Source organism: Tritonibacter scottomollicae, from assembly GCF_032924845.1.
GTDB classification, from domain to species: Bacteria; Pseudomonadota; Alphaproteobacteria; order Rhodobacterales; family Rhodobacteraceae; genus Epibacterium; species Epibacterium scottomollicae.
Genome location: NZ_CP136704.1, coordinates 67,638 through 89,765, shown reverse-complemented (window position 1 = coordinate 89,765; position 22,128 = coordinate 67,638). Strand labels below are relative to the sequence as shown.

Below are 22,128 nucleotides of genomic sequence, written 5' to 3'. Positions count from 1 at the left end.
AGGGTGGCGCGGCCTTGTTGCGCAATTCGCGAGAGGGATTCATAGCGTGAATTCAGCGTGGTAGCTGGGCGACATGAGCAGTTGGTCCCCTACGAAGTACAAGACCACGAACTGGTCGTCGTACAATAACAGCCCGATACAGCGAGGATCGTTGTCGATCAAGGTTGATCCCGACATGGAGTGGATACACTCCTCCGTGCGGGACACGCGGTGGCCAACGGAGCTTCAGCGATGCCGCGCTCCGAACCTGTCTGACCCTGAAAGTGCTGTTCGGCATGTCGCCGAGGCAGAGTAAGCCGGTGAATGCGCCACGGGTTCGAACCCACTGGCGAACGGGGTTCGTGCAGAGCCTCTTGGACCGATTGGACCGTGCCAGACTTCAGCACGCTGTGTCGCCGCCAAAAGACGCTGAACGTGAGCACCCCCTATCGCGGCGGCGCGGGGCCGCTGAACCTGCAGATCCCCTCTCATGGTGCTCCTCCCCCACTGAATTGGTCCTCCGCTATGTTTAGCAAGACGGAGGAAACACGTGGCAAACAAGCGGCCGAAGCCCGAAGAGATTGTCACGAAGTTACGGCAGGTTGAGTTTCTAACGGGTCAAGGAATGCCGCGCCTGAACGCGATCAGGCAGATTGGCGTGACTGAACAAACGTATGACCGCTGGAAGAAAAAGTACGGCGGAATGGGCACTGAGCAACTAAAAGAACTGAACCGTCTTCAGAAAGAGAACGAAAGACTAAGAAGAGCGATATTTGATCTGACGCTGGACAAGTTGATCTTGGCTGAGGCTGCAAAGGGAAACTTCTACGTCCCGCTCGTCGCCGCGCCTGCATTGATCGTGTTCGTGCTGAGAGATGCTGGTTGGCATGTGAACGACAAGCGCGTCGAAAGGCTGTGGCGACGAGAGGGGCTGAGTGACCTGTTCATCCTGCGCGGGGTGCCATTGTACATTTGGTCGTAAGCGGTGCAAAGACCCCATGTTTCAATAAAATAAGGGGTTTGAGATACTGGCACCACCTGAAGAAAGGAGGTGGTGATGCTGGATGGAATGATGCCGGAAGAGGTGAAGGTGTGGGGGTTCACGATCCCCGTTTCCTCATCCGGGCGGCGAAAATGGCCTGACGCGCTCCGTGCTAAGGCTGTTCAAAAGATCCTGGCTGGAGCCGGAATCCGCGAGACAGCTGAGGAGATTGGCGCCAACAAATCTCTGGTCGCTCTCTGGGTTAAGAAGGCCCGCGCTTCCGGGATGAGCCCAGCTTTTGTCGAGGTCGTTGCTCCGGCGGCCCAGCGGCTGGCCGAGTCTCCTCACGAGAAAGACCATGAGGCTGCAAGCAGCACCTCCTGCCGGATCAGTATCGGAGCGGCTGCCATCGAGATACCCCCTGGCTATCCTGCCGACCACCTGGTGGAAGTGTTGCGGGCAGTGAGGGCAGCACAATGATTTCTCCTGCCAGCAACTTCCGGATTTACCTTGCCTCGGAGCCGGTCGACTTCCGCAAGGGTATGGACGGGCTTGCCGCTTGTGTGGCTAACAGCTTTGAGCTCGATCCTTATTCCGGGGCGATTTACGTTTTTCGTTCCCGGCGCGCCGACCGGTTGAAGATTCTGGTCTGGGATGGTTCAGGCCTTGTGCTGATCATGAAACGGTTGTCCGGCAAGCGTTTCACCTGGCCGAAACCGCAAGCGGGGCCTGTCACTTTGAGCAAAGTTCAGTTCGACGCCCTTTTCGAAGGGGTCGATTGGACCCAGGTGGCAGCATCAAACAGCCGCAAGCCCGTATTTCTGTAAATCCAACAGTCAGTTCCTTGTTGAGCGGCCGGAGTGCTCCCGGCCAACAGCCCAATTTGCCATAGGCCTTACCCTGATGTCCCGCATCCCCTTCATCGAAGCCCGGTTTTTCAACCCGGATGACACCACCTACACTCTGGAGAAACGGTTCGTGCAGCACCTGCGCGACCTGCGAAGCCGGGAGCTGCCAGATACCAGCGCTGGTGCAGAGCAAGCAGACAGCTGTGAAAGCGCTGCAAGGCGCCGTCACTCCACCAGCCCCAGCGAACAGGAAAGAGCGCGGATTAAACGCCGTGTTGCTCTTCTTATCGAGCGCCGGAAAGCCACTTCTGGCATGGGACATCTTGCCCGGGAGCACAGGGAGCGGCTCGCTGTGCTGCGGGATGGCGTCAGGCTGGCTGCGATCGCTACTGAACACCAAGCTGATGAACTGGCAGCTGAACTGCATGGGGAGATGCCCTGGATGGGGCCGGCGACGGAAATCGTGTGGCATGCGATGCGCCGGTCTGTGCGCGAAGGGTGGCCGGGCCTGCGGCTGCCGCCCATGCTGCTGGATGGGCCGCCCGGAATCGGTAAAAGTCACTGGGCGCGGCGCCTCGGGAAGCTTCTCGCAGTCCCGACGGCCGTTGTCGAAGCTACCAGCGAGAACGCGTCGTTCGGCATTGTCGGGTCGCAGCGCGGCTGGGGAAATGCGCATCCAGGGCGCCTGCTGGAAACAATTCTGCAGGCGCGCGTAGCAAACCCGGTTCTTGTTGTGGACGAAGTGGAGAAGGCCGGGAAAGCTACTTCCAACAAAGGCCATACATTTGGTCTGGCTGAGGCCCTCTTGCCGTTGCTCGAACCCATGACCGCCAAACGCTGGAATTGCCCTTACTATCAGGTGAAGTTCGACATGAGCTGGGTGGCCTGGGTGCTGACGTCCAACAATTGCCGCCTGTTGCCCGAACCGCTTCTCAGCAGATGCCCGCCTGTCAGGTTACGCGAGCTCACACCCGCGGAGCTGAGTGAATTTGTGCGGCAGGAAGGCGCTAAGCGGCATCTCTCGGACATCGCTGTCCAATCTGTTAACGAAGCGGTTGATCACGCTTGCCAACATGGGATGCGCGTCGATCTTCGGATTGCATCCCGGTTGATCCAGCGTGCTGAAGACCTGGAGCGTCAACCTGTCTGGCATTGACCCCTTAGGGCTTCTGCGTGGTACTGAAATTCCAAGTTGTAGTTGCCCGGGACGCATTCGTTTGGTTCGAGGGTAGCAATGCGCAGAAAGCACCTTTTGCAAATTTTCCCTGTCGCCAGATCAGCTCAAGATCTTCGCCGCGGTGACGCACCCAAAAGCTGCCCCTCGTCGTGGGTGAAGCGTGAAACCGGCATCGTGTGACCGAGATGTGGGGCAAAGCCGTCGCTCCCGCCACCCGAGACAATGAAGACAAACCGCCCGCACCGAGCCTTTGCCACCGAGCCAAACTTCGCTAGGGTCAGGACTCGTTATCCTTCATAGCCAGAAGATGACGAGAGCGGCGAGAGCGATAGCTGACAGGAACACTGTTGGTGATCTGTCGTATCGTGTTGCGACCCTTCTCCAGTCTTTCAGCCTGCCGAACATGATCTCGATCTGGTTGCGGCGTTTGTAACGGCGCTTATCGTACTTGACAGGGGTTTTACGCTGTTTGCGCCCAGGGATGCACGCCTTTATCCCCTTGTCTTCCAACGCTTCTCTGAACCAGTCAGCGTCATAGCCCCGGTCGCCCAGCAGCCATCCGACCGTCGGCAGGCTGCTGCACAGAGCCCGTGCTCCGACGTAATCGCTGACTTGGCCGGCAGTGATGAACAAGTTGAGCGGGCGACCACGGCTGTCGCAGATCGCATGCAGCTTCGTGTTCATCCCGCCTTTTGTGCGACCGATCACCCGCCCGCGCTTGTCTCCAGGTCCCCTTTTTTCGCCCGTAGGCTGGAAGCCGTACGGTGCGCTTTGAGATACGTCGCATCGATCATGACAGTTTGTTCTTCGCGATGATCTGCGGCCAGACCGACCAGCATTTGTGCGAAAATGCCCTTATCGCTCCACCGCTTCCAGCGGTTGTACAACGTTTTGTGTGGGCCGTATTCCTTCGGTGCATCACGCCACCGCAAGCCATTGCGATTGATGAAGATAATGCCACTTAGGACCCGCCGGTCATCAACTCGCGGCTTGCCGTGAGACTTGGGAAAGAAGCGCTCAAGACGCGCCATCTGCGCATCGCTCAACCAGAAAAGATCAGACATCGTCACCGCCCATTTTTGATGCGGTGAATCACGCAGCCAACCGAAAATCAATGGGTCCTGACCCTAGTAGATAATTGCACCAAAGCTCAACTGAATACTGTGTTGGCAGATGCCTCTCAGGCGACCCAGAGCTGGCTGGAGAAGGTCGGCGTGAACCCGATCCGGATTTATCCGGGATCACCTTGGGAGAACGGATACAACGAACGTTTCAATGGAACGCTCCGCCGCGAGGTACTTAATGTTGAATGGTTCAAAACAACCAAACAGGCGCAGATCGTAATTGATTGCTGGCTCAAGCAATAGAACCACACCCGCCCGCATCAAGCCCTCAACATGCGCCTGCCAGTGCCCGAAACTCTACTTCGAACTGGCCCATAGCAATGGGGCTGGACACGGCGGGGAAACCCTTGCCCGCGCCATGACGCTCGTCGAGACCGCGAAGATGAGTGGCATCGATCCGCAGGCCTGGCTGGCCGACGTGCTGGACCGCATCCACGATCACAAGATCAATCGGATCGACGAGCTTCTTCCATGGAATTGGGTGCCACAGGCATAACCAGTGGTATCAACCGGTCGGTTACATTGTGAGGATTAATGCTTCCCGCAATCTGGGAACACTTGGATTCGATGCTCGCGGTTAGGCAATATTGGAATATGCACGCTAGTGCGGCGCATGCTAGCAAGTTAGTCGTGAGGTATGCACTCGCGGATGGGACGATTAAGTTGGCAGATAAGCCGAAAACTGATGACAGCGAGGAGGCGCCTAAGGCGCCGATAGCGATCGACAAAGTCCGAGCTTCGAAGGCTGGGCATGCCTTTCATGAAGCTTGGGCGGCGAGGACGGCGCTTGAACTGCTTTCGCCATCGACAGACCTTCTGAGTATCACCCTTGAAGGGTTCGATGAGAAGGACGAGCGGGAGTTGGGAACAGGTGCCGTCGAAATTGCCGACTTGGTCCGGTATCACGGCGGCACCGATGTCGCCCACTCGCACCGCGTGGCGATCGTTCAGTTCAAGTACTCCATTGCCAGTGCCAATAAGGCGGTAAGGGCAGCGGACCTCGCTGGGACACTGAAAAAGTTTGCGGTCTCGGATACCGAGCTATGCGCCACCCACGGGGAACGTCACGTCAAGGAGGTGGTCAGGTATGAGTTCGCAACGAACCGTCCAATTCACGAAAGTCTTCGGTCGGCGATTTCGGACCTGATCACCGGCTCGCAGTCCAAGGGCGACGTCGCCCGGCAAGCGAGCCAGATCATTGAAGCCCTGCGCGCATACCCTCATCCGCAAGCCGAATTGCTTAATAGGCTGGAGTTAATTGGTAGCAAAGGTAGCTTGGTCGATGCCGAACGCGCGATATCATCTACTCTTGCCGCGTGGAGCGAGCCTGGCGATCCGGATGCGGAAAAGCGTCTGCTCAAACTGCGGAATCTGATCAGAATCAAAGCTGGCCCGGGCAGCGACACTGACAAACACGTCGATCGGATCGCGGTCTTGGCAGAGCTGGAGATCGAGCACGAAGAGAGGCTGTATCCGACCCCGGACGCCTTTCCCGACGTCGGAGACGTTGTCGAACGCCGGGTCATGAGCGATCTTCTGGTAGTGGCGCGCGAGCCTGGATTACCTCTTGTCATCCATGCGGCTGGGGGAATGGGCAAGACAGTTTTGATGCAGGGCTTGGCCGAGCAGCTTAGGGTCGACGGGCCGGTGGTCCTATTCGACGGTTTCGGCGCCGGCCGCTGGCGCGACCCTTCGGATAATCGCCATCTTCCCGAGCGCACATTGGTCCACCTTGCCAACTTGCTAGCAGGAGATGGCCTTTGCGACATCTTTCTACCCGTTACCGACATCACCGCCCTTTTGAAGGCATTTCGTCGGCGCCTCGAACAAGCGGTGGCTTCGGCGCGCAATACGCAGCAGGAAGCACAAATATCACTCGTGCTAGACGCTGTCGATCACGCAGGATTGGCCGCACAAGATACGGCGACGCAATCCTTCGCCCACCTGCTCATACGTAGTTTGAGCACAAACCCCATTGATGGCATCCGGATAATCGCTTCGTGCCGCACTGAACGACGTTCTCTCGCAACCGGCGGCAACTCACATAGAGAGTTCGCCATCCCGTTGTTCACCGACGCAGAGGCGCGTAGCTTGATCGCGAGCAGAGCACCGGATTGCTCCCAAGATGAAATCGCTGCGCTACTGATGCGCTCGGGACGTAATCCCCGCTGCCTCGACAACCTTATCGCCGCTGGTCGCCCTTTCGACCCGATTTCCTTTCCGGACTCGCCAATCGAACCGGGCGATCTGCTTGACGAACTCTTGCGCAAGAGGTTGGACGACGCCCGTGAAACGGCTCGTATGCGCGGTACGGCAGATCCTGACATCGATCTCCTGCTGACGGGCTTAGCATTGCTCGCGCCGCCCGTGCCGATCGAAGAGTTGGCTGCTGCTCACGGCTTGATCGCCGAGCAGGTTGAGAGTTTCGCTGCTGACCTGGCACCTCTACTTGAGCGGACACCGCACGGGCTGATGTTCCGCGATGAGCCAACCGAAACGCTCATCCGGAAGACTTACGGAAACGACCAAGCCGGCCGCGAACGTGTGATCTCGGCCCTGCAAGAGCGCCAGGTATCTTCGAATTACGCGGCGAGGGCCCTGCCGGCGTTGCTGACGTCACTTCGCAATACGGACCAACTCATCGCGTTGGCCTTCGATACGCGTATTCCAGCCAGCGCGTCGCAAGTCAGCGGCCGAGACATTAGGCTCGCCCGTATCACCGCGGCGATTGCGCTGACAAATGACGCGGGGCGCAGGGACGATCTGTTCCGCCTGCTGCTGGAGGCTTCGCTGGTCGCAGCCGGCCATGAGCGGTCAGATCGATTTCTATACGAGCATCCCGACCTTGCGGCGGTGTCTGGCGATCCCGAGGCACTGCGCAGGCTAGCCGCGACCTTCGTGGGCTGGCCGGGCGGCAAGCATGCGGCGCTTGCGTTAGCCAACTCATTCGCCGGCGACTTCGATGAAGCCCGTCGGCACGCCCGCCGCGCTATCGACTGGCACAATTGGGCGGCACACTCGAACGGTAATACTCGTTTCAGAAAAACGAGTGCATCGCGCCAGTGGGACGACATCGGCTTTGCCTATGTAGAAATGTTAGCGGGTAACGACGTAAGGATCGCTCAGTTTTTTACGCGTCGCGACGATGGATCGGCCTACGCCAAGTTCAGAGAACTGTTTGATCTGCTGGAGCGCCACACGCTCTCCCTTCATCCTCCAAGCTCGCGCGTCCATGCCCGCCTAGCGCGGTGTAGACACCCGTCCCGCGCCCTCTTTGCTGCTGCGCTTCAATTCGGAGACCGGGACGAGGCTTGGGAAACAAAGCTGATTGCGGAAATGGCAGCTGCTCCAGCTTCCGCCGGTGACCATGATGGTTTGGCCATTGCGAATGTTCAGGCATCCGCCCGGGCTATCGCGCTCGGGCTCAAGCGCGAAGGCTCGTCAATCCTCGACGGCGCTGGACTGAAAGCTCCATCGATCCACGTCTACTCAAGCTATTTCGATGGCGGTCGGGCGATCGACGTTGCGGTATTTGCCGCCGGCGTGCGATCGGCCTTAAGCGGCCGCCCCGTCCAGCTACTCGATATCGTCCCGACCGAGTTGATCGAGTTAGTGCCGAAAAGTTCGCGAACACGTGGACCGGCGGCGTTCTCTCGAGCCTTGGAACAAAAGCTGGCGGAGCCGAAATTCGAAGCTCGCCGACGGCCCGGACGGCGCCGCGATAGTCTGAATGGCGAGAGGCGCTCCGAATATTCTCGCGCGCTCAGCAGCCGCATCAAGCCGTTGTTGCCTTACGCGCAGGACCTCGCCAACGTCATTCGCCCACCACTTGGAAAGACGCGTTCCTCGATGCTTGCGAAGGCGTTCAACCGGCTCGTTGAAGACGTTAAGAAAGCATCAAATTATCCGTACCGGGACGGCAAAGCCTATCTCGCTCGAACTGGCTTTCGAGGTATCTTCTACTTGGCCGACGCGCTGGGAGCATTCGACGCTTCTCTCGCGAAGCAAATGGTCGATTGGCTAGCAGGCGCGCCAGGACTGTTCACGTCTGAACTCACCGACTACGTGACCCGGCTCTCGCGCTTCACCAACTGTCACGACGCAGCGCTCGTTCTCGCCGCACACGTCGAGACAAAGATCCAACTCGATACAGACGTCGGTTCGCGGGTCGCGGCCTACGGCCGCCTCGCACGCGCCGTATGGCGGGTCAGCACCGAGGAGGCTGGCGCATACTTTCGCCGTGCGCTTGATCTCGCCGAGGCTATCGGGTCCGACGATTTCGACCGCGCGAACCACTTACTCGAGCTTACGGCTCACTACAAGGGAGCCGAGCTCTCGCCCGAAGCGTCGCATACCCTCGCTCGCGTTTTCGAACTAAACCAAGGAGAGGGCGATCGTTTTCCGTGGATCGAATACGCCGAAAGTATGGTGCCTATAGCAGGGCGTGCAACGCTGGCGATGATCAACCGGCTCGACGATCGCGCCGTTGCCAGTCTCGGTATGCCGCTCGGCCCCGTGCTGACCGTCCTAGTTCGGCAGTCGAAGCTTTCAGCGGAAACGGCAGCGACGCTCTTCGGGCTCGCTGCGCCGAGAGAGGCTTGGACCTGGAGAATCTCGGATTTTGCCGGAGAGGCGATGACACAGCTTCCTGCGGAACGCCACGAATGGTTTTTTGGCCTTCTCCTCGTAGAGATTGACCGGAACGACCAATTGGTGCCGGCGCACGATACGATCGAAGCCCTAGCTCGCCTCGCCAGCGAGTATCTGCCTGAAACGTCCGCAGCCCGTGTGCGAGTCGAAGGGCTGCTATCTCGGCGCGCTCCGAAAGACGACACTCCCTGGACGCCAGCTCCGGAGCTGACTTTAATGGATTCCCATTTAGTCTCTCTCGATCTTAGCGATCCGGACGAGATCGACCGCCAAGTACTCAGCGAAGCAGTCGATCAGACCGGGCGCCGTTGGCCGGATCGCACATTGCTCGCTCTCGCAAAGAGAGTGGCCACACCAGTCGAACGTCTCGTATTTCTCCGCGCTGTGGTTGAATCCAGCGCGGCGTCGCTACCTGAGAAGCTCAGATCTCTAGGAGACCACTTGGAAGTTTGGAGCACAGCATCCCCGGCCATGCGCGATTGCCTGCCGGAGCTCGGACGGCGGTTGGCTTCGAAGCATGCTTCGGAACTCGCCAGCTCCAGCGCGGACGCGTGGGGCAGTTGGCGAGGCCTCGAGCGGTTCTTCTTGGCCGACCGGAGCGCTCTGGTCGAGCATGTCGTTGCGGGGCTGCGCAGCGATGCAGTAAACCTTGGCGGCAATGGTTGGCTGGCGATGGCCGCGCGACTTGCCGCGAATGTCAGCGACGAGGCGATTGCCGATGGCATCAACCGTTTTCTCGCGATAAGCGCTGAGAAGTTGCCAAATGAGGTCGGCGACGGTCCATGGGATAAGGTTTTCTCGGCACCCAACGACGAGGCGGACCTAGTCGCGGGCCTTCTATGGGCGCGACTAGGGCACCCTGTTGCTGCAATGCGATGGCGCGCCGCACATGCCGTGCGCCGCATGGCTGAGATTGAGCGTTTCGACATCATCGCCAAGCTTATCGAGGGCTTTGACAATGGGAGTGGGTCTCCCTTCACCGACGCAAAATTTCCCTTCTATGTCATGCATTCTCAGCTTTGGTTGCTGATCGCACTTTCGAGGATCGCCAAGGATTCCCCTGGCTCCTTGCTGCGGCACAGAGCTTTTTTTGAGCGAGTGGTCGACTCGAGTGACTTCCCCCACGTCGTCATGCGTTCTTTCGCAAAGGATGCCCTTAGAGCCATCGCTGCAGCGCTAGCCCCTGCTGAAGCAGCAACCCTTTTAGACGCGGTCGCATTCACAAACGTTTCGCCGTATCCGCATGCGCCACGAACCAGCTATGTCGACCCCCTTTACGCTTCGCGCCCGGATACTTCGCCCCGCCCGGACGACGTGTTCCACTTGGATTATGACTTCAACAAATATCAGGTCGCCCCTCTGTGTCGCGTCTTCGGAAGTCTTGGCTGGGAGGTCGAAGATCGCATCTGGCGCTGGGTTCGTGTGTGGGACGCTTCCGTGCGTGCTATGCACGAATGCCCGCGTAGCAGTGGACATGGAGAAGCCTGGTCGTCGGGGTATGTCCCCGATCGCGATCTTTACGGCGGCTACCTCGGCTGGCATGCCCTCATGCTCACTGCGGGTGAGTTTTTGGCCGAGCGCACGGTCGTCGGTGAACATTGGGATGGGGATGCCTGGGCCGCGTTCCTGAGCGAATACAGTCTGTCGCGCGGCGACGGATTGTGGCTTGCTGACTTGACTGACCCGTTTCCAATCGATCTGCCCGAGGAAGCGGACGTCCCTATGCCAGATGGCGGTGCTGATCGAAGCGCCGTTGGCGAAGATGCTCGCCTACTCGCCCCGATACTGGGCTTCCGGGATGGAAAAGTCGCAGCCGACTGGATTCCGGCCGCAGGCCGGTGGTCGATGGGCCGAGACACGACGCTTACCCTGCGGAGCGTCGTGGCGAAGGCGGGCGATGCCCGATCGACCGTAATGGCTTTGCTTTCTGATGAGCCCTTCTTTCGGTGGTTGCCAGACGATGAAGACGAGATCACACGCCAATTCGGCCAGCAAGGGCACAGTGTTACCCTATGGGTGGCCCAAACGCCTAACACGCACCTGCAACTCGATCGCCACGATCCCTACGCTTGCACCTCCGCTCTCGACAGGCCGTTCCCGACAGAGGCCACCTGTCAGGTCTTGGGTGTAAAACCAGGCGATCCAATTGTCCGGAAGTGGCGGATCGAAAATTCGCAGGCATTCTACGCTGAGGCTTGGGGCGCGGAGGGTGGGCGCGGCGAGCACGCTTGGCGAGAGGCCGGCTCTCGAATTTTCGTCAGTCGGTCGGCTCTGATGTCATTCCTCACTGCGAAGGATATGCGCCTCGTTGTAGCGTTGAAGTTACAAAAATATCATCGTAGCAAATCGGGCAGCAGGGGCGGCGACACAAGTGCATTCTCGCATCGATGGCTCCTAGCGATTATCAACGCGCGCGGCGACGTCTGGATTCCGCATCGCTTGTCGAAGCACGCCAGACGCGCGATAGACGATCTGGATTCCGATAGAAGGCGCGACTTCTATCCGCGCTTTCGGGCCATCGCCGGCTTAGCCGACGAATGGCTTGCCCGTGAAACTAATCCTCAGATCGATGCCGAGCTCTATCGCAGTTTGCTCGAGCAGTTGGAGGGCGACGAGACTGGCCCGCTATGATAGGAACATCAAACGGTCACGGGGGTAGATCGTCACGATTACGTGCTGTCTCTGTAAAATATCTTATGGCACAAAAAAAAGCGGTTCGAAGATGCGCCCGCACCATTTGGTGTTCGATATAGAAAACGGTCTTACACCTTACAGCTTCAAACCAGCTGTTCCTCCTCGTCACAGTGAACTTTCACTTTCCGCACATTCTCGTAGGGTCGGCGTAGACGCAGCGGAAACCAAACCGGTGCTGGGAACGGCAGCAAGGTCCCTCAGCCCAGTTTCGGCGGCACTACGAATTGATTGAAGCAGTCAATTCCTGAAATCGTTCATTTCGAATGAAGCTGCCCAAGACCCGTCAATAGAAATCGGAGAATGGTGACGTTTTTCTGGACGGCTAGCCAAGAGGAGGTAGCGCAAATTGCCGCCCAGTTGGGGCGGTTCGCCGTCGGCCCCTTCCTAGCTAACAGCCCTATGGGCTTTATAGGAAGGGGATTCTGCAACCATTTGATTGAAATCCATATTCAGAAAAATGCTATTAGTTGCATAATTATCACATTTTGTGCGCACAAGAGCTTCCGCCACACTGCTCGGATTGCTCTTCGCAGCAGCAGCTGGGTAATCTCCGCCCATGATGCTGAACAATATCTCTCATATCACCCTCGCCGCCTGCGGACACATACGCTGATCCATCCAGGATCAGCGTGAGGGCACGTTCAGCCGTACGGTTCCTCTGACAGCTTATTACCTCTCGAATCGTCTGCCGAAAAACGGCCGCCGATCTGGGAAACTTGGGGGCCAGAAGCTCCTTGGTCATTGTACAAACGGAAACTTTGTGAAGGCGGCATCCGCTGTGGAGCCGTTTTCGCAAGTTTCCTGCACAGCAGCGAGGGAGAGCCAAGACCTGTAAATTGTGGGGGAATTGCAGCGAAGCACAATGTCTTCGTGTGCAGCGGGTGCGTTCTCTGAGACTATCGAAACTGCAGTCCCATTTTCGCACAAGGCATTGATTTAAGTGAAATTATTCCATCTTCGCGCGAACCGGTGTAAACAGCCTCGCCGCGAAGATCAGGAGAAGGAGAGACCGGAATGAAGACCTGAACTTCTTTAGAAACGAAAACACCGGAATGTTGGCGCATTCCGGCGTGATCGTTCGAGGCAGACCGAAACCCGCCAGCGTTGACACTGGTCCCTTAGCAAATCCTGCGATCCGTCGCAAGGCTTCTGCGTGGGTGACGGCCTTCCTCACTCAATAGGCACACTTCCCGAAATGGAAAGATGAGCGAACCGGCCCTGACCGCAAACGGCAGGGCGGGACGGACTGTCTTTGCCTTTCGTCACGGAATGGTGCCTCAGCCGGGCCAGCTTCGCGCAGCTCCGGTGTGTGACTCCCTGCGTCCGGTTGGCGGGCGGAGGCCGATACCCCATGAGGAAAATTTGCAATGACCATCCAAGAGCCCGGCTGGCTGCCGGGTCAGCAAGAGACGGATGCTGGCGAGCTGAGCCCTATTGGCCTTCTTTGCGACGGCGTTCTCAGCGCTGTTCGCCAGCTTCCCAGCAGCCCTGAGGAAGCCACGGTTGAGATCGGCACACGGATCAGCAGCATTCTGTCGCTGTTCTCCGAGACAGAAGGCGAAGTCCAGTCTGCAAAACGGCGGATCTCTGCGCTCAAGAGCGATCTGCGCCGGGTGACGGAGCAATTGGCGGTGCTGCGCCAGGAGCATTTCGGGCAGAGCTCGGAAAAAGACCTCGGCGATCCCGCGGAAGAGGACCTTGGCCTCGCGCTTGACGATGACCTTGACGATGAACCGAAGGAAAAACCCAAGGGTAAGCGCGCACGCAAAGTACCCAAGGATATCAAGGTCATCACCGTTGATCATTTCCCCGACGATATGAGCTGCGGCACATGCGGGCATGATCTCAAGTCGATCAAGCGTGAGGAACGTGCCGGGAGCTTCCGGATCGTGCCGGAGCATGTGGTTCTGGTGAAAGACGTATATCACACCTGCGCGTGCAACCGCGGGATTTGCAAGGAGAACAAACCCGTGGCCGCAAAGTCGAAAAACTACATCATGAAGGGACGCGGCATGGAGCCAGGGTTCGCAGCCGAAGCCGCGTGCCAGAAGTTCTTCGAGCATATCCCGCCCTATCGGCTGGAGCGGCGGTTCAGGAGCGCCAACATCAATTTGGCCCGCCAAACGATCGACAAGGTTGTTGCCCATTTGGCCAAACACCTGGTGCCGGTCCAAGAAGAGCTTCATGCGCATGTGCTTGCTGGTCATACCGCCCAAATGGATGAGAACTCCGGTGAAGGTTCAGGCTCCTGGAAAGGGAAAGTGCGATACCGGGTATTTCTGGGTGATCAACCGCGATGAACGCGATTGGAATTCCGAGGCCCGGCCGGCTGTGGTGTACCACTATGCCCATTCCCGCGCCGGCGCTGTTGCAGAGGAATTGCTTTCCGGCGCGTCGATCCGTTTCCTGCAGACTGATGGCTACTCGGGTTACAACTGTCTTTTCAAAGAGAGCCGGGAGAATGACGGATTGATGCCGGTGCGCTGCAATGCCCATGCACGGCGCAAGTTCTTCGAAGCCCATCTGGCAACCAAGAGCAAGCTGGCTGCCAAGGTCGTGCAGATGTACCGCAAAGTGTATGCCGTCGAAAAGGCAGCCAAAGGCCTGCCCCCGAAGGAGCGGGAACAGTTGCGCCTCGAGAAAACTCTGCCCATCCTGACCGAGCTCAAAGCCATCCTGACGAAACATCAGGATGACGCCACCGGGAAACTGAAAACGGCCATCAACTACACGCTCAACGCCTTTGACGGGCTGCAGCGGTTCGTGTTCGATGGCCGGCTTGAGATCGATAACAACGCAGTCGAACGCTGCATCCGCGGCATCGCTCTGACGAAGAAGAACTCGCTTTTCGCCGGGAACCATGAGGCGGCTGAAGTCTGGGCAACCTACTATTCGCTCATCGAAAGCGCGCGCCTGAACAAGGTCAACCCCCGCAGCTACCTGAACTGGGTAGTGCAGGAAATCGAGCGCAACCGCGGTGAGTTGGACTATGGCCAGCTGATGCCCTGGCACTGCCCTGTCGGCCGGATCGACGACTGACAGGCTATCACCGCCCCCAATCGGGGCGGTGACGCATTCTCACACAGCCGGAACCCCAAGCGGGGTTCCGACCCAAAGCCGTGTCTGGACGGTCTCCCGATGGGGGGCGACAGTCTTCATGCCTAAATCCGTGGTGCCCTGCGCCCATCAGGCCAGTCTTAGGCAGTAACTGGGACGAGTTCGGCCGCAAGCTCCAGAACAAATCCGCTGACCGCCTCCTGGGCTTGGTCCTGCGATTTCTTCCCGCGCAATTGGCGGGCCAGCGCAGACCCGCGGGCGGAGGTTTCCTGTACCAGCAGAAGAAAAGCGATCTCCCGCAATTGGTGCATGGCCAGATCGGCCTCGTCTTGCCCTAGCAGCCTTTCAAGTTCAGCCGGTGCCGCGCATTCGAACAGCAGGCGCTTCAGGGCGAGCCCGTGTTTTGACGCCTCGGCCCAAGCAATGCAAATGTCGGTCATGCCTGCCATCTCAGAGAGAAAAACCTCAACTGGCATGCACGCAGTCTGTCTGGAATAACCGGCCTGCCGCTCGACATGGAGCTCCCGCTGCGCCGGGTCATAGGACATCTCAAGCCCATCGAGCGACACGTCCGATGTAATGGGATTACCGAAACGCCTGCGCAGGCTGAGCGCTTCGGCAAAGAGCACCAGCTGCAAAAGGCCGGCCTGCGGCAGATCGCAGGAAATACGCTGGATGCCGCTGCGGCCGGCGTGCTTGTACTTGAGCGCGAGCCGGGCACCGCCGTCCTCCCGCGCCTCCATCGAAAATATCTTTGCAGCCATGGCGCGGGTTATATGGAAAGCTGCCGGACCTTCAAGCGGCGGCCAGGAGGTCCGGCGATGCTAGGCGGCCACGCGCCTAAGGCGGCGCCTGGAAGGGACGTGTTTGCATAGAGAAAACTCGGTCATTCCGGAGCTATTGAAGCCGCCTAGAGGTACGTCTGCGGCATGGGGAATCGCCTAGTCAGCCATTGAGTGAAATGTTGGTCTGATGCATGCCTGCCAGAAAAAATAATTTTGCGGGCCAGTCAATTTCCGGGGCGGATACACCGCTTACATTTGGTCAGAGTTGCCCATTGAGGGCGCCATTGGTTCGAGCCCAATGGGCGACGGCTCGGAGTTCGCCGCTCAAGCGGTCCAGGATTGGATCAAAGCTGTCGGTGCAAAGACGGCTTACATCGAGCCAGGGTCCCCTTGAGAGAACGGGTATTTCGAAAAATTCGATGCACGGTTCCGCGATGAATTCTTGTATGGCGAGATCTTCTACACCCTGGGCAAAGCCCAAATCCTTATCCAAGAATGGAGGAAACACTACAACACGAAACGACCACACAGTGCTCTGGGCTACCGCCCACCGGCCCCGGAAACCATCGTCCAGATGGACCAAAGGTCGATCATGCACTGACAATCCAATGGGACCACTTAGGTGGGGCTGATCAATCAACTCGAGGTTTGCCATGAGATTTCGGAAAGAAAGGTTCCAGACGTGCCATCTGTTCGTCGGCAAGCCAGAAAAGGTCGCTCATATTCACCGCTCCGTTTTCCGGAACATGAATCAAGCAGCGTGGCCGAAATCATTGCATCCTGACCCTAGGCTTTGGGTGTTGATTTGGCCAATGATGCGCAACGTTCCACAACCAGCAACGCTCCGGGCACTTGCAAGACGCGCGCGGCATGTTTGTGCGCGGCAATCAAGGCCTCTTTGGGTGCGGCGCCTTCCAGGCGAGCCGCCAGCCATGCCGCGTTAAAGGCATCACCCGCGCCAGTCGCATCAACAACGGGCACTGCCAATCTTTTGGCAGCGACACCCAAAGTGCCTTTTGAGCTGGAATAGAGCGCAGGACGCGCTGCGTCTTTTACCACCACCTCCCCTGCCCCGAGGCGTGTATAACGCGCCACAGTTGCTTGAGGCGTGGCATCCCCAAACAGCGCAGCATCGTCGTCAAAGCTCGGCAAGATCACATCTGATCGCATCGCCGCATCCGTCAAAACTGCGCGACAGTCTTCTTGGCTGCTCCACAATTTTGGTCGGATATTGGGATCGAATGCAACCTGCGCACCTGATGCGGCAATTGCAGACCAAAGTGTTTCGCGGGCCGTTGGCGATAGAATGGCCAAGGTAATGCCGGACAGGCAGACCAGATCGGCCCCTTGCAAGGCCCGCGCCAAGGCTGCTGGATCATCGGCGAGCTGTCGCGCAGCGGATGTTTCTCTCCAATAGTTAAAGGCTCGATCACCGTTTTCCTGTCGGATCAGGTATAAGCCGGGAGAGGCTCCTGAAATCTGGCGAATGTGCGCGATACCCACTCCCTGCGATTGGATGAAGTCCAACATGGCCTGCGATGTGCTATCGTCTCCCACCGCGCTCAGATAGTCGACGCTATGAGCTGGGCCCAGCAGGTACCTCAGGTGCCATGCCATGTTGAAGGTGTCGCCTGCAAACCCCATGCGATAGAGCCCGCCGTCAACGGGGGCCATTTCAACCATGCATTCTCCGATAACGACAATTCGTGTCATTGCGGCTCCAGAAACCAGGACTTGGCGTTGTTGTAGCAGATGTCGCGCACCAGCCGGTCGAGCAGGTCCGCGTCATCCGGCAAATGGCCCGTCTCGGCCCAGCGGCCAATCATGCCACACAGCAAGCGGCGGAAGTACTCATGCCGCGGAAAGGACAGGAAGGAGCGGCTGTCGGTCAACATTCCAAGGAATGTCGACAGAAGACCGACCTGGGCCAGGGTACGCATCTGCGCTTCCATCCCGTCCAGCGTGTCATTGAACCACCAGGCGGCCCCAGCCTGTATCTTACCGGGAACCGAACCGTCCTGAAACGTACCCGCTGTTGCGGCAAGGATAGGATTGCGGGAGGGATCTAGGCCATAAAGCACCATGCGCGGTAGTTTCCCGTCGCGATCCAGCCGATCCAGCAGAGTGTTAAGCGGACCGGCCATATCGGTGTCGCGCATGCTATCCCCGCCTGCGTCTGGCCCGATCCCATGCAGCAGCCTGGACGCACCGTTGCGAACAACGTTCATGTGGCACTGCATCACCAACCCTCGTGCGGCATAGGCCCGTCCAAGGGCGTCAAAGAGCGCTGCGCGGTGGCCCGCCGCCTGTTCCGGCGTGACGGGTTGCCCCTGTCGGGCGGCCTTCAGCGCCGCGTCCAAATCGAAGGCACCAAGGATATCAGCGGCATCCAAGTGATTGATCCCATGATCGGCTGCCCTGCACCCGTGCTGCACGAAATGATCCAGCCTCAGGAAAAGAGCCGCGACCAGATCATCAAAGGAGCGGATCGGATGCGTGAGCGCCTCCAGGCTGTCGATGTAGGCGGCGAAACCAGGCGCCTCTATCTGCACGGATTTGTCGGGGCGGAAGGTCGGAACCACCCGGATGTCTGAGCCTGCCATCGCGGCATGGTGCTCCAGGGTATCAAGCGGGTCATCTGTCGTGCCGACCAACTCAACGTTCATTTTTCGCAAGAGGCTTTGCGCGGAATATCCTTTTTCTCCGAGCTGCGCATTGGCCGCTTCCCAAACGTTATCGGCGGTTGCGGGCGACAGCACTGTGCCGTTCAGATCGAAGTAGCGCCAAAGTTCCAGATGTGACCAATGATGAACCGGGTTCAGCACGGCGCGGGGCATCGCCTCCGCAAAGGCGTCGAATTTTTCGCGCCAGGTTGCAGCGCCTGTCACCCGAGCCTCGTCAATGCCAGCCCATCGCATGACGCGCCACTTATAGTGGTCATGGGCGAGCCACATCTCACCCAGATTTTCCCATGTGCGATCACCGGAGATTTCAGCCGGCGGGAGGTGATTATGATAATCCACAATCGGCAGATCTGTCGCGACCTCGTGGAACAATCGTCGTGCGGTCGCAGTGTCGAGTAAAAAATCTTGTTGGAGGAAACCCGTCATACGCCCAATTCCTTTGCGATGGTTGTCACAGCCGACTTTGCCCCGCCCTGCAAACGGTCAAATGCCGCGCTGATTGTGGTTTGGAACTCTGCTCGCGCGCGCAGGGCGTCTGGAACCAAGGACGGCAGCGACAGAACCCCGGCGACTGGATCATCGCCAAGGGCGGCCCAACGCAGGTCATCTTGTCGTGGATCCGGAACAGGAGTCAGGCTACGCAACCCTATGATCCAAGCGGCCACCGCCACGGCCGAGACCGACCAATCACGTTTGGCTTCAAGGTTGGCAGCTATCGGGGTGAACAGGCGTTGCGGCATCTTCTGGCTGCTGTCGCTGGCGATCTGATCCAGTCTGTGCCGGAGCCGGGTGTTTTCAAACCGCTTTAGCAACTCATCCGCATAGGCTGCGAGGTCAATACCTTCAAGCGGACGCAGTGTTGCGGCCTGTTCGGCCAGCATCAGGTGGCGTACTAATGCGCGCAGCTCCTTGTCGGCCATGCAGTCTGCCACTGTCTGATATCCCAGCAACTGCCCCAGCCAAGCCAAGGTGGTGTGCGCACCATTGAGCAGTCTAAGTTTCATTTCCTCAAACGGCTGAACGTCTGCAACCAGCATAGCTCCACCCTCTGCGAAGGGGGGGCGTCCATTGGCAAAGTCATCTTCAATCACCCATTGCCTGAAGGGTTCGCACAGAATCGCATTCGGGTCGGCACGACCAAGAGCGGATGTGACCACGGCATGGCTGTCATCGGTCATGGCAGGCACGATCCGGTCCACCATCGACGAAGGGAACCGAACGTGGGTCCTGATCCATTCAGCGAGATTTCGATCCAACGCCTCCGCAAACCCCAGCACAGCGGCGCGGGTGAGCGCGCCGTTATCCGGCTGGTTGTCACAAGACAAGATGGTGACCCCGCCCAGTCCCGCTGCGCGTCGGCACTGGAGGCCTGCAACCAACACACCGATGGCAGTTGTGGGCGCCCCGCCTGCCAACTCAGCCTGAATGGCCGCGTGCTCCAGATCGAGCTGGCCTTCTTTTGTGCAGTATCCTTTTTCGGTAATGGTCAATAGGATCACCGACATGTCTGGAGTCGCGATCAACGCGGGGATTGCATCCTCCCCATCGCGGGCGGGATGACAGGTGCCGCACAGGACTCCGATTTCGCGCAGTTTTATGGTGTCGCTATCCGCTTCGGCGACGTGATACTGGCCCTGCACCTCATCCAACCCATCCAGAGCTTCAACACCGGAATTCAGCCGTGCGGCGACCACGCCCCAATCACCACCCTCGGCCACAAGACCATGGTGGAGAAAAACCATCGGATGGGCGCGGGCAAAGGCACCAAAGCCAATATGCAGGATGCGTGGTTTCAGAAACGTTCTTTCGTAGGGGCAAGGAATGAGGGCGCTGGTCATAAATCGATCCTCGTGTCCGTCTTCAAAATGCGTCGTTCACCAGCCGGCAGGACCACCTGTGCCTCCGGCAACACCGGCGCGCCGTCGCCCTCCCTTCTGGTAGTCAGGCTGATGTGGTTATGGGTGCTGTGCAAGACGAGATGGGACAGGCACCACTTGCTCGCCTTTGTCACACCGTCGTCCTCATAAAGAAGACTGGTGGTTTCCTCGTCCCCTTGAGCAGGGAAGACAGCCAACAGACGTGCGGTCTCTGCCTCGGGCGCTGCGCGATTTGCGCCCTGCCCCATCGGGATCACGGCGCCGCCGCGGACGAACAAGGGAATGGTGTCCAAGGTGACAGGAACTGTCAGCCATTGGCCGCCTTCGTGCCACAGGCCAGTGTGGAAATCCCACCAGCCCCCGGGATGTCGCGGCAAATAGACGGAGCGGGCCTCGACACCCTTGTCGAGGACTGTTGCCACCAAAAGATCCCGCCCGAGAAGGAAGCTATCGCTCTCCACCCAGGTTTGACTATCCGCGCCGAAATCAAGGAACAAAGGCCGTAGCATCGGCTCACTGCGCTCTGACGCCTGCCACAGGCAGGTGTAGAGATAAGGCAGAAGCTGGTACCGCAATTCTATCGCCGCGCGGATATGATCCGTCACCTCAGGATACATCCAGGGTTCATTCACTGTGGCGTCATCATTCCATGAATGGATGGTAAAGCGCGGATGGAATATACCGTTTTGAACCCAACGTACGAACAGTTCCGGTTCCGGTCGTGGCCCGGAGAAGCCGCCGACGTCATGGCCGATGTTGTAAAAGCCGGACACACTCATCCCAAGGCCCATCCGCTGGTTCCAGCGCAAGGTCTTCCAATCTGTGCGATTGTCCCCACTCCAGGTCTGGGCGTAGCGCTGCAATCCCGGCGCGCCTGATCGGCTGATGAGATAGGGCCGCTGCTCCGGGGAATGGGCTTCCTGCGCCTCCATCGACGCGCGTGTCATCAGGATGGGCATCACGGGGCGCATCAACGAAATGTCGATTGCCTCGCCGAAACCCGCACATTGAGCGTGTCGATCCCAAATTTCATATTCGTTGTTGTCGTTCCAAGTTGAACCTATGCCGCGTTGCAACAACGCCTCGTCGACATTCTGCTTCCACCAGTCCACAGTCGCCTGGTTGGTGAAGTCGAGATGCGAGCCTTCGTCGTCCCAAAAGACTGAACGTTCTGGTCCGCAGTTTGCATCTGTTTCAGCGCTCGCGCGCACGAACAGCCCTGCATCCGCCACCTCGGCGTAGCGCGGATGCTCCTGCAACAGGCAAGGTTTGATGTTGGCGATGAGATGCACCCCCTTATCAGCGAATTTTGCCGCCATTGCCTCGGGGTCGGGCATTTTTTCATCATTCCAGTGAAAGACGTACCGCTTCGTCCCGATCGAGGTGTAGCCCGACGACATCTGAAAACTGTCGCAAGGGATGCGATGCTCGGCAATTTTTGTCAGGAAACCTTCCAGCTGCACCTGTGCATCCGACGCATCTGTATAGGACATTGTCGACCCGGAGTAGCCCAGGCTCCAGCGTGGCGGAAATGCGGTGCCGCCGGTCAATTGCTCTTGCTGTTTGACCAAGTCGAGCAACTCAGGCGCCCATGTCATATAAAAATCGAGATCGCCGTCCTCGGCACGATAGGCACGATAAGGGGCATGGTAATTGTCCAATTCATTGCCAAGATCGAACCAACAACCGGCCAGATTGTCGTAGAAAATAGACCAGCACCCGGCGCTCTGGGTCCGGGTCAGAGTGAAAGGCACGTGCTTATAGAGCGGATCGGTGCGCTCTGCATCATACCCCATCGCATCTAAGTTGCGCATTTCGTAACGTTGACCAGCACGGTTGAGCGGCCCTGTCTTTTCGCCAAGCCCGAATACCGGTTCTTGCGGGTGTCGGGATAGGAAATGCGCGTGGGCATGATCACGCAGGCCTAGGTGAATGCCGCCGGTTGGGCGATCCTCGGCAAAGACTTCCCATGCTCCATCCACCTTAGCTTCCCAAACCATTTGCAGCGGCGTCAAAAGACGAAGCCGCATCGTCTCGGTCGACAATACGAGTTCCGTCTCGCTCTGCGAGATCTGGGGAGAGGGACAGGCAAAGCCGGATGTGTCGTCGCGGCCGCGTCCCCCCCATGGGGCATCTCCAGCCGGCGCCACAGTCCATGTCCGCCCCAAACGCCACGCTGCGTCTTTTTGCAGGGACACGCGAAACCTATTTTCCTCCAGCACGCAAAGATGCAGCAGGTGGCGACCTTCGACGCGCAGGGTCACACCGGTG

12 protein-coding genes and 6 pseudogenes are annotated in these 22,128 nt (G+C 58.5%); 11 read left to right on the top strand and 7 right to left on the bottom strand.

Annotation, left to right across the window (positions count from 1 at the left end):
* Positions 1-73: 73 nt before the first annotated feature.
* The 5 genes and pseudogenes from R1T40_RS01130 to R1T40_RS01110 form a co-directional block, all read left to right on the top strand.
* Positions 74-474, top strand: a pseudogene (locus R1T40_RS01130) (transposase); the annotation flags it as partial.
* 55 nt (positions 475-529) lie between these two features.
* Positions 530-913, top strand: a pseudogene (locus R1T40_RS01125) (transposase); the annotation flags it as partial.
* 123 nt (positions 914-1,036) lie between these two features.
* Positions 1,037-1,441 carry a helix-turn-helix domain-containing protein gene (locus R1T40_RS01120; protein WP_317385566.1) on the top strand — a complete coding sequence of 135 codons (405 nt, stop codon included), beginning with the start codon at positions 1,037-1,039 and terminating at the stop codon, positions 1,439-1,441.
* Positions 1,438-1,788 carry an IS66 family insertion sequence element accessory protein TnpB gene (tnpB, locus tag R1T40_RS01115; RefSeq protein WP_317385565.1) on the top strand — a complete coding sequence of 117 codons (351 nt, stop codon included), beginning with the start codon at positions 1,438-1,440 and terminating at the stop codon, positions 1,786-1,788. The genes R1T40_RS01120 and tnpB overlap by 4 nt, the downstream gene beginning before the upstream one ends.
* A 76-nt stretch (positions 1,789-1,864) precedes the next feature.
* Positions 1,865-2,965, top strand: coding sequence for an AAA family ATPase (locus R1T40_RS01110; protein ID WP_317385564.1), 1,101 nt, complete (start codon positions 1,865-1,867; stop codon positions 2,963-2,965).
* Between the two features lie 315 nt (positions 2,966-3,280).
* Here R1T40_RS01110 and R1T40_RS01105 read toward each other — a convergent pair.
* A pseudogene (locus tag R1T40_RS01105) lies at positions 3,281-4,050 on the bottom strand (IS5 family transposase).
* A 102-nt stretch (positions 4,051-4,152) separates the two neighbouring features.
* Here R1T40_RS01105 and R1T40_RS01100 point away from each other — a divergent pair.
* From R1T40_RS01100 to tnpC, 5 genes and pseudogenes are all read left to right on the top strand, one after another.
* Positions 4,153-4,353: an integrase core domain-containing protein gene (locus tag R1T40_RS01100; protein WP_317385563.1), complete on the top strand. Its 201-nt coding sequence runs from the start codon at positions 4,153-4,155 to the stop codon at positions 4,351-4,353.
* A 79-nt stretch (positions 4,354-4,432) separates the two neighbouring features.
* Positions 4,433-4,606, top strand: a pseudogene (locus R1T40_RS01095) (transposase domain-containing protein); the annotation flags it as partial.
* 167 nt (positions 4,607-4,773) lie between these two features.
* Entirely contained in the window at positions 4,774-11,391 is a 6,618-nt protein-coding gene (locus tag R1T40_RS01090; protein ID WP_317385562.1) for a hypothetical protein, read from the top strand.
* A 1,430-nt stretch (positions 11,392-12,821) separates the two neighbouring features.
* The gene (locus tag R1T40_RS01085) at positions 12,822-13,754 is read left to right on the top strand and encodes an IS66 family transposase (RefSeq protein WP_317385561.1); all 933 of its coding nucleotides are present in this window, start codon (positions 12,822-12,824) and stop codon (positions 13,752-13,754) included.
* The gene (gene tnpC, locus R1T40_RS01080; RefSeq protein WP_317385560.1) at positions 13,738-14,493 is read left to right on the top strand and encodes an IS66 family transposase; all 756 of its coding nucleotides are present in this window, start codon (positions 13,738-13,740) and stop codon (positions 14,491-14,493) included. Before R1T40_RS01085 ends, tnpC begins: the two co-directional genes overlap by 17 nt.
* A 158-nt stretch (positions 14,494-14,651) precedes the next feature.
* Here the strand turns inward: tnpC and R1T40_RS01075 are convergent, their stop codons facing one another.
* The gene (locus tag R1T40_RS01075; protein WP_317385559.1) at positions 14,652-15,275 is read right to left on the bottom strand and encodes a hypothetical protein; all 624 of its coding nucleotides are present in this window, start codon (positions 15,273-15,275) and stop codon (positions 14,652-14,654) included.
* A 325-nt stretch (positions 15,276-15,600) separates the two neighbouring features.
* Between R1T40_RS01075 and R1T40_RS01070 the strand changes: the two are divergent.
* Positions 15,601-15,897, top strand: a pseudogene (locus R1T40_RS01070) (integrase core domain-containing protein); the annotation flags it as partial.
* A gap of 34 nt (positions 15,898-15,931) precedes the next feature.
* On the opposite strand, the pseudogene R1T40_RS01065 reads toward R1T40_RS01070, so the two are convergent.
* From R1T40_RS01065 to R1T40_RS01045, 5 genes and pseudogenes are all read right to left on the bottom strand, one after another.
* Positions 15,932-16,018 (bottom strand): annotated as a pseudogene (locus R1T40_RS01065) (IS5/IS1182 family transposase); the annotation flags it as partial.
* A gap of 64 nt (positions 16,019-16,082) precedes the next feature.
* The gene (locus R1T40_RS01060; protein WP_317385558.1) at positions 16,083-17,009 is read right to left on the bottom strand and encodes a sugar kinase; all 927 of its coding nucleotides are present in this window, start codon (positions 17,007-17,009) and stop codon (positions 16,083-16,085) included.
* Positions 17,006-18,406 carry a glucuronate isomerase gene (gene uxaC, locus R1T40_RS01055; protein WP_317385557.1) on the bottom strand — a complete coding sequence of 467 codons (1,401 nt, stop codon included), beginning with the start codon at positions 18,404-18,406 and terminating at the stop codon, positions 17,006-17,008. The genes R1T40_RS01060 and uxaC overlap by 4 nt, the downstream gene beginning before the upstream one ends.
* Positions 18,403-19,818: a mannitol dehydrogenase family protein gene (locus R1T40_RS01050; RefSeq protein ID WP_317385556.1), complete on the bottom strand. Its 1,416-nt coding sequence runs from the start codon at positions 19,816-19,818 to the stop codon at positions 18,403-18,405. The genes uxaC and R1T40_RS01050 overlap by 4 nt, the downstream gene beginning before the upstream one ends.
* A complete protein-coding gene (locus R1T40_RS01045; protein ID WP_317385555.1) occupies positions 19,815-22,121 on the bottom strand; it encodes a glycoside hydrolase family 31 protein in 2,307 nt (768 codons plus the stop codon). Before R1T40_RS01045 ends, R1T40_RS01050 begins: the two co-directional genes overlap by 4 nt.
* Between the last annotated feature and the right edge of the window lie 7 nt (positions 22,122-22,128).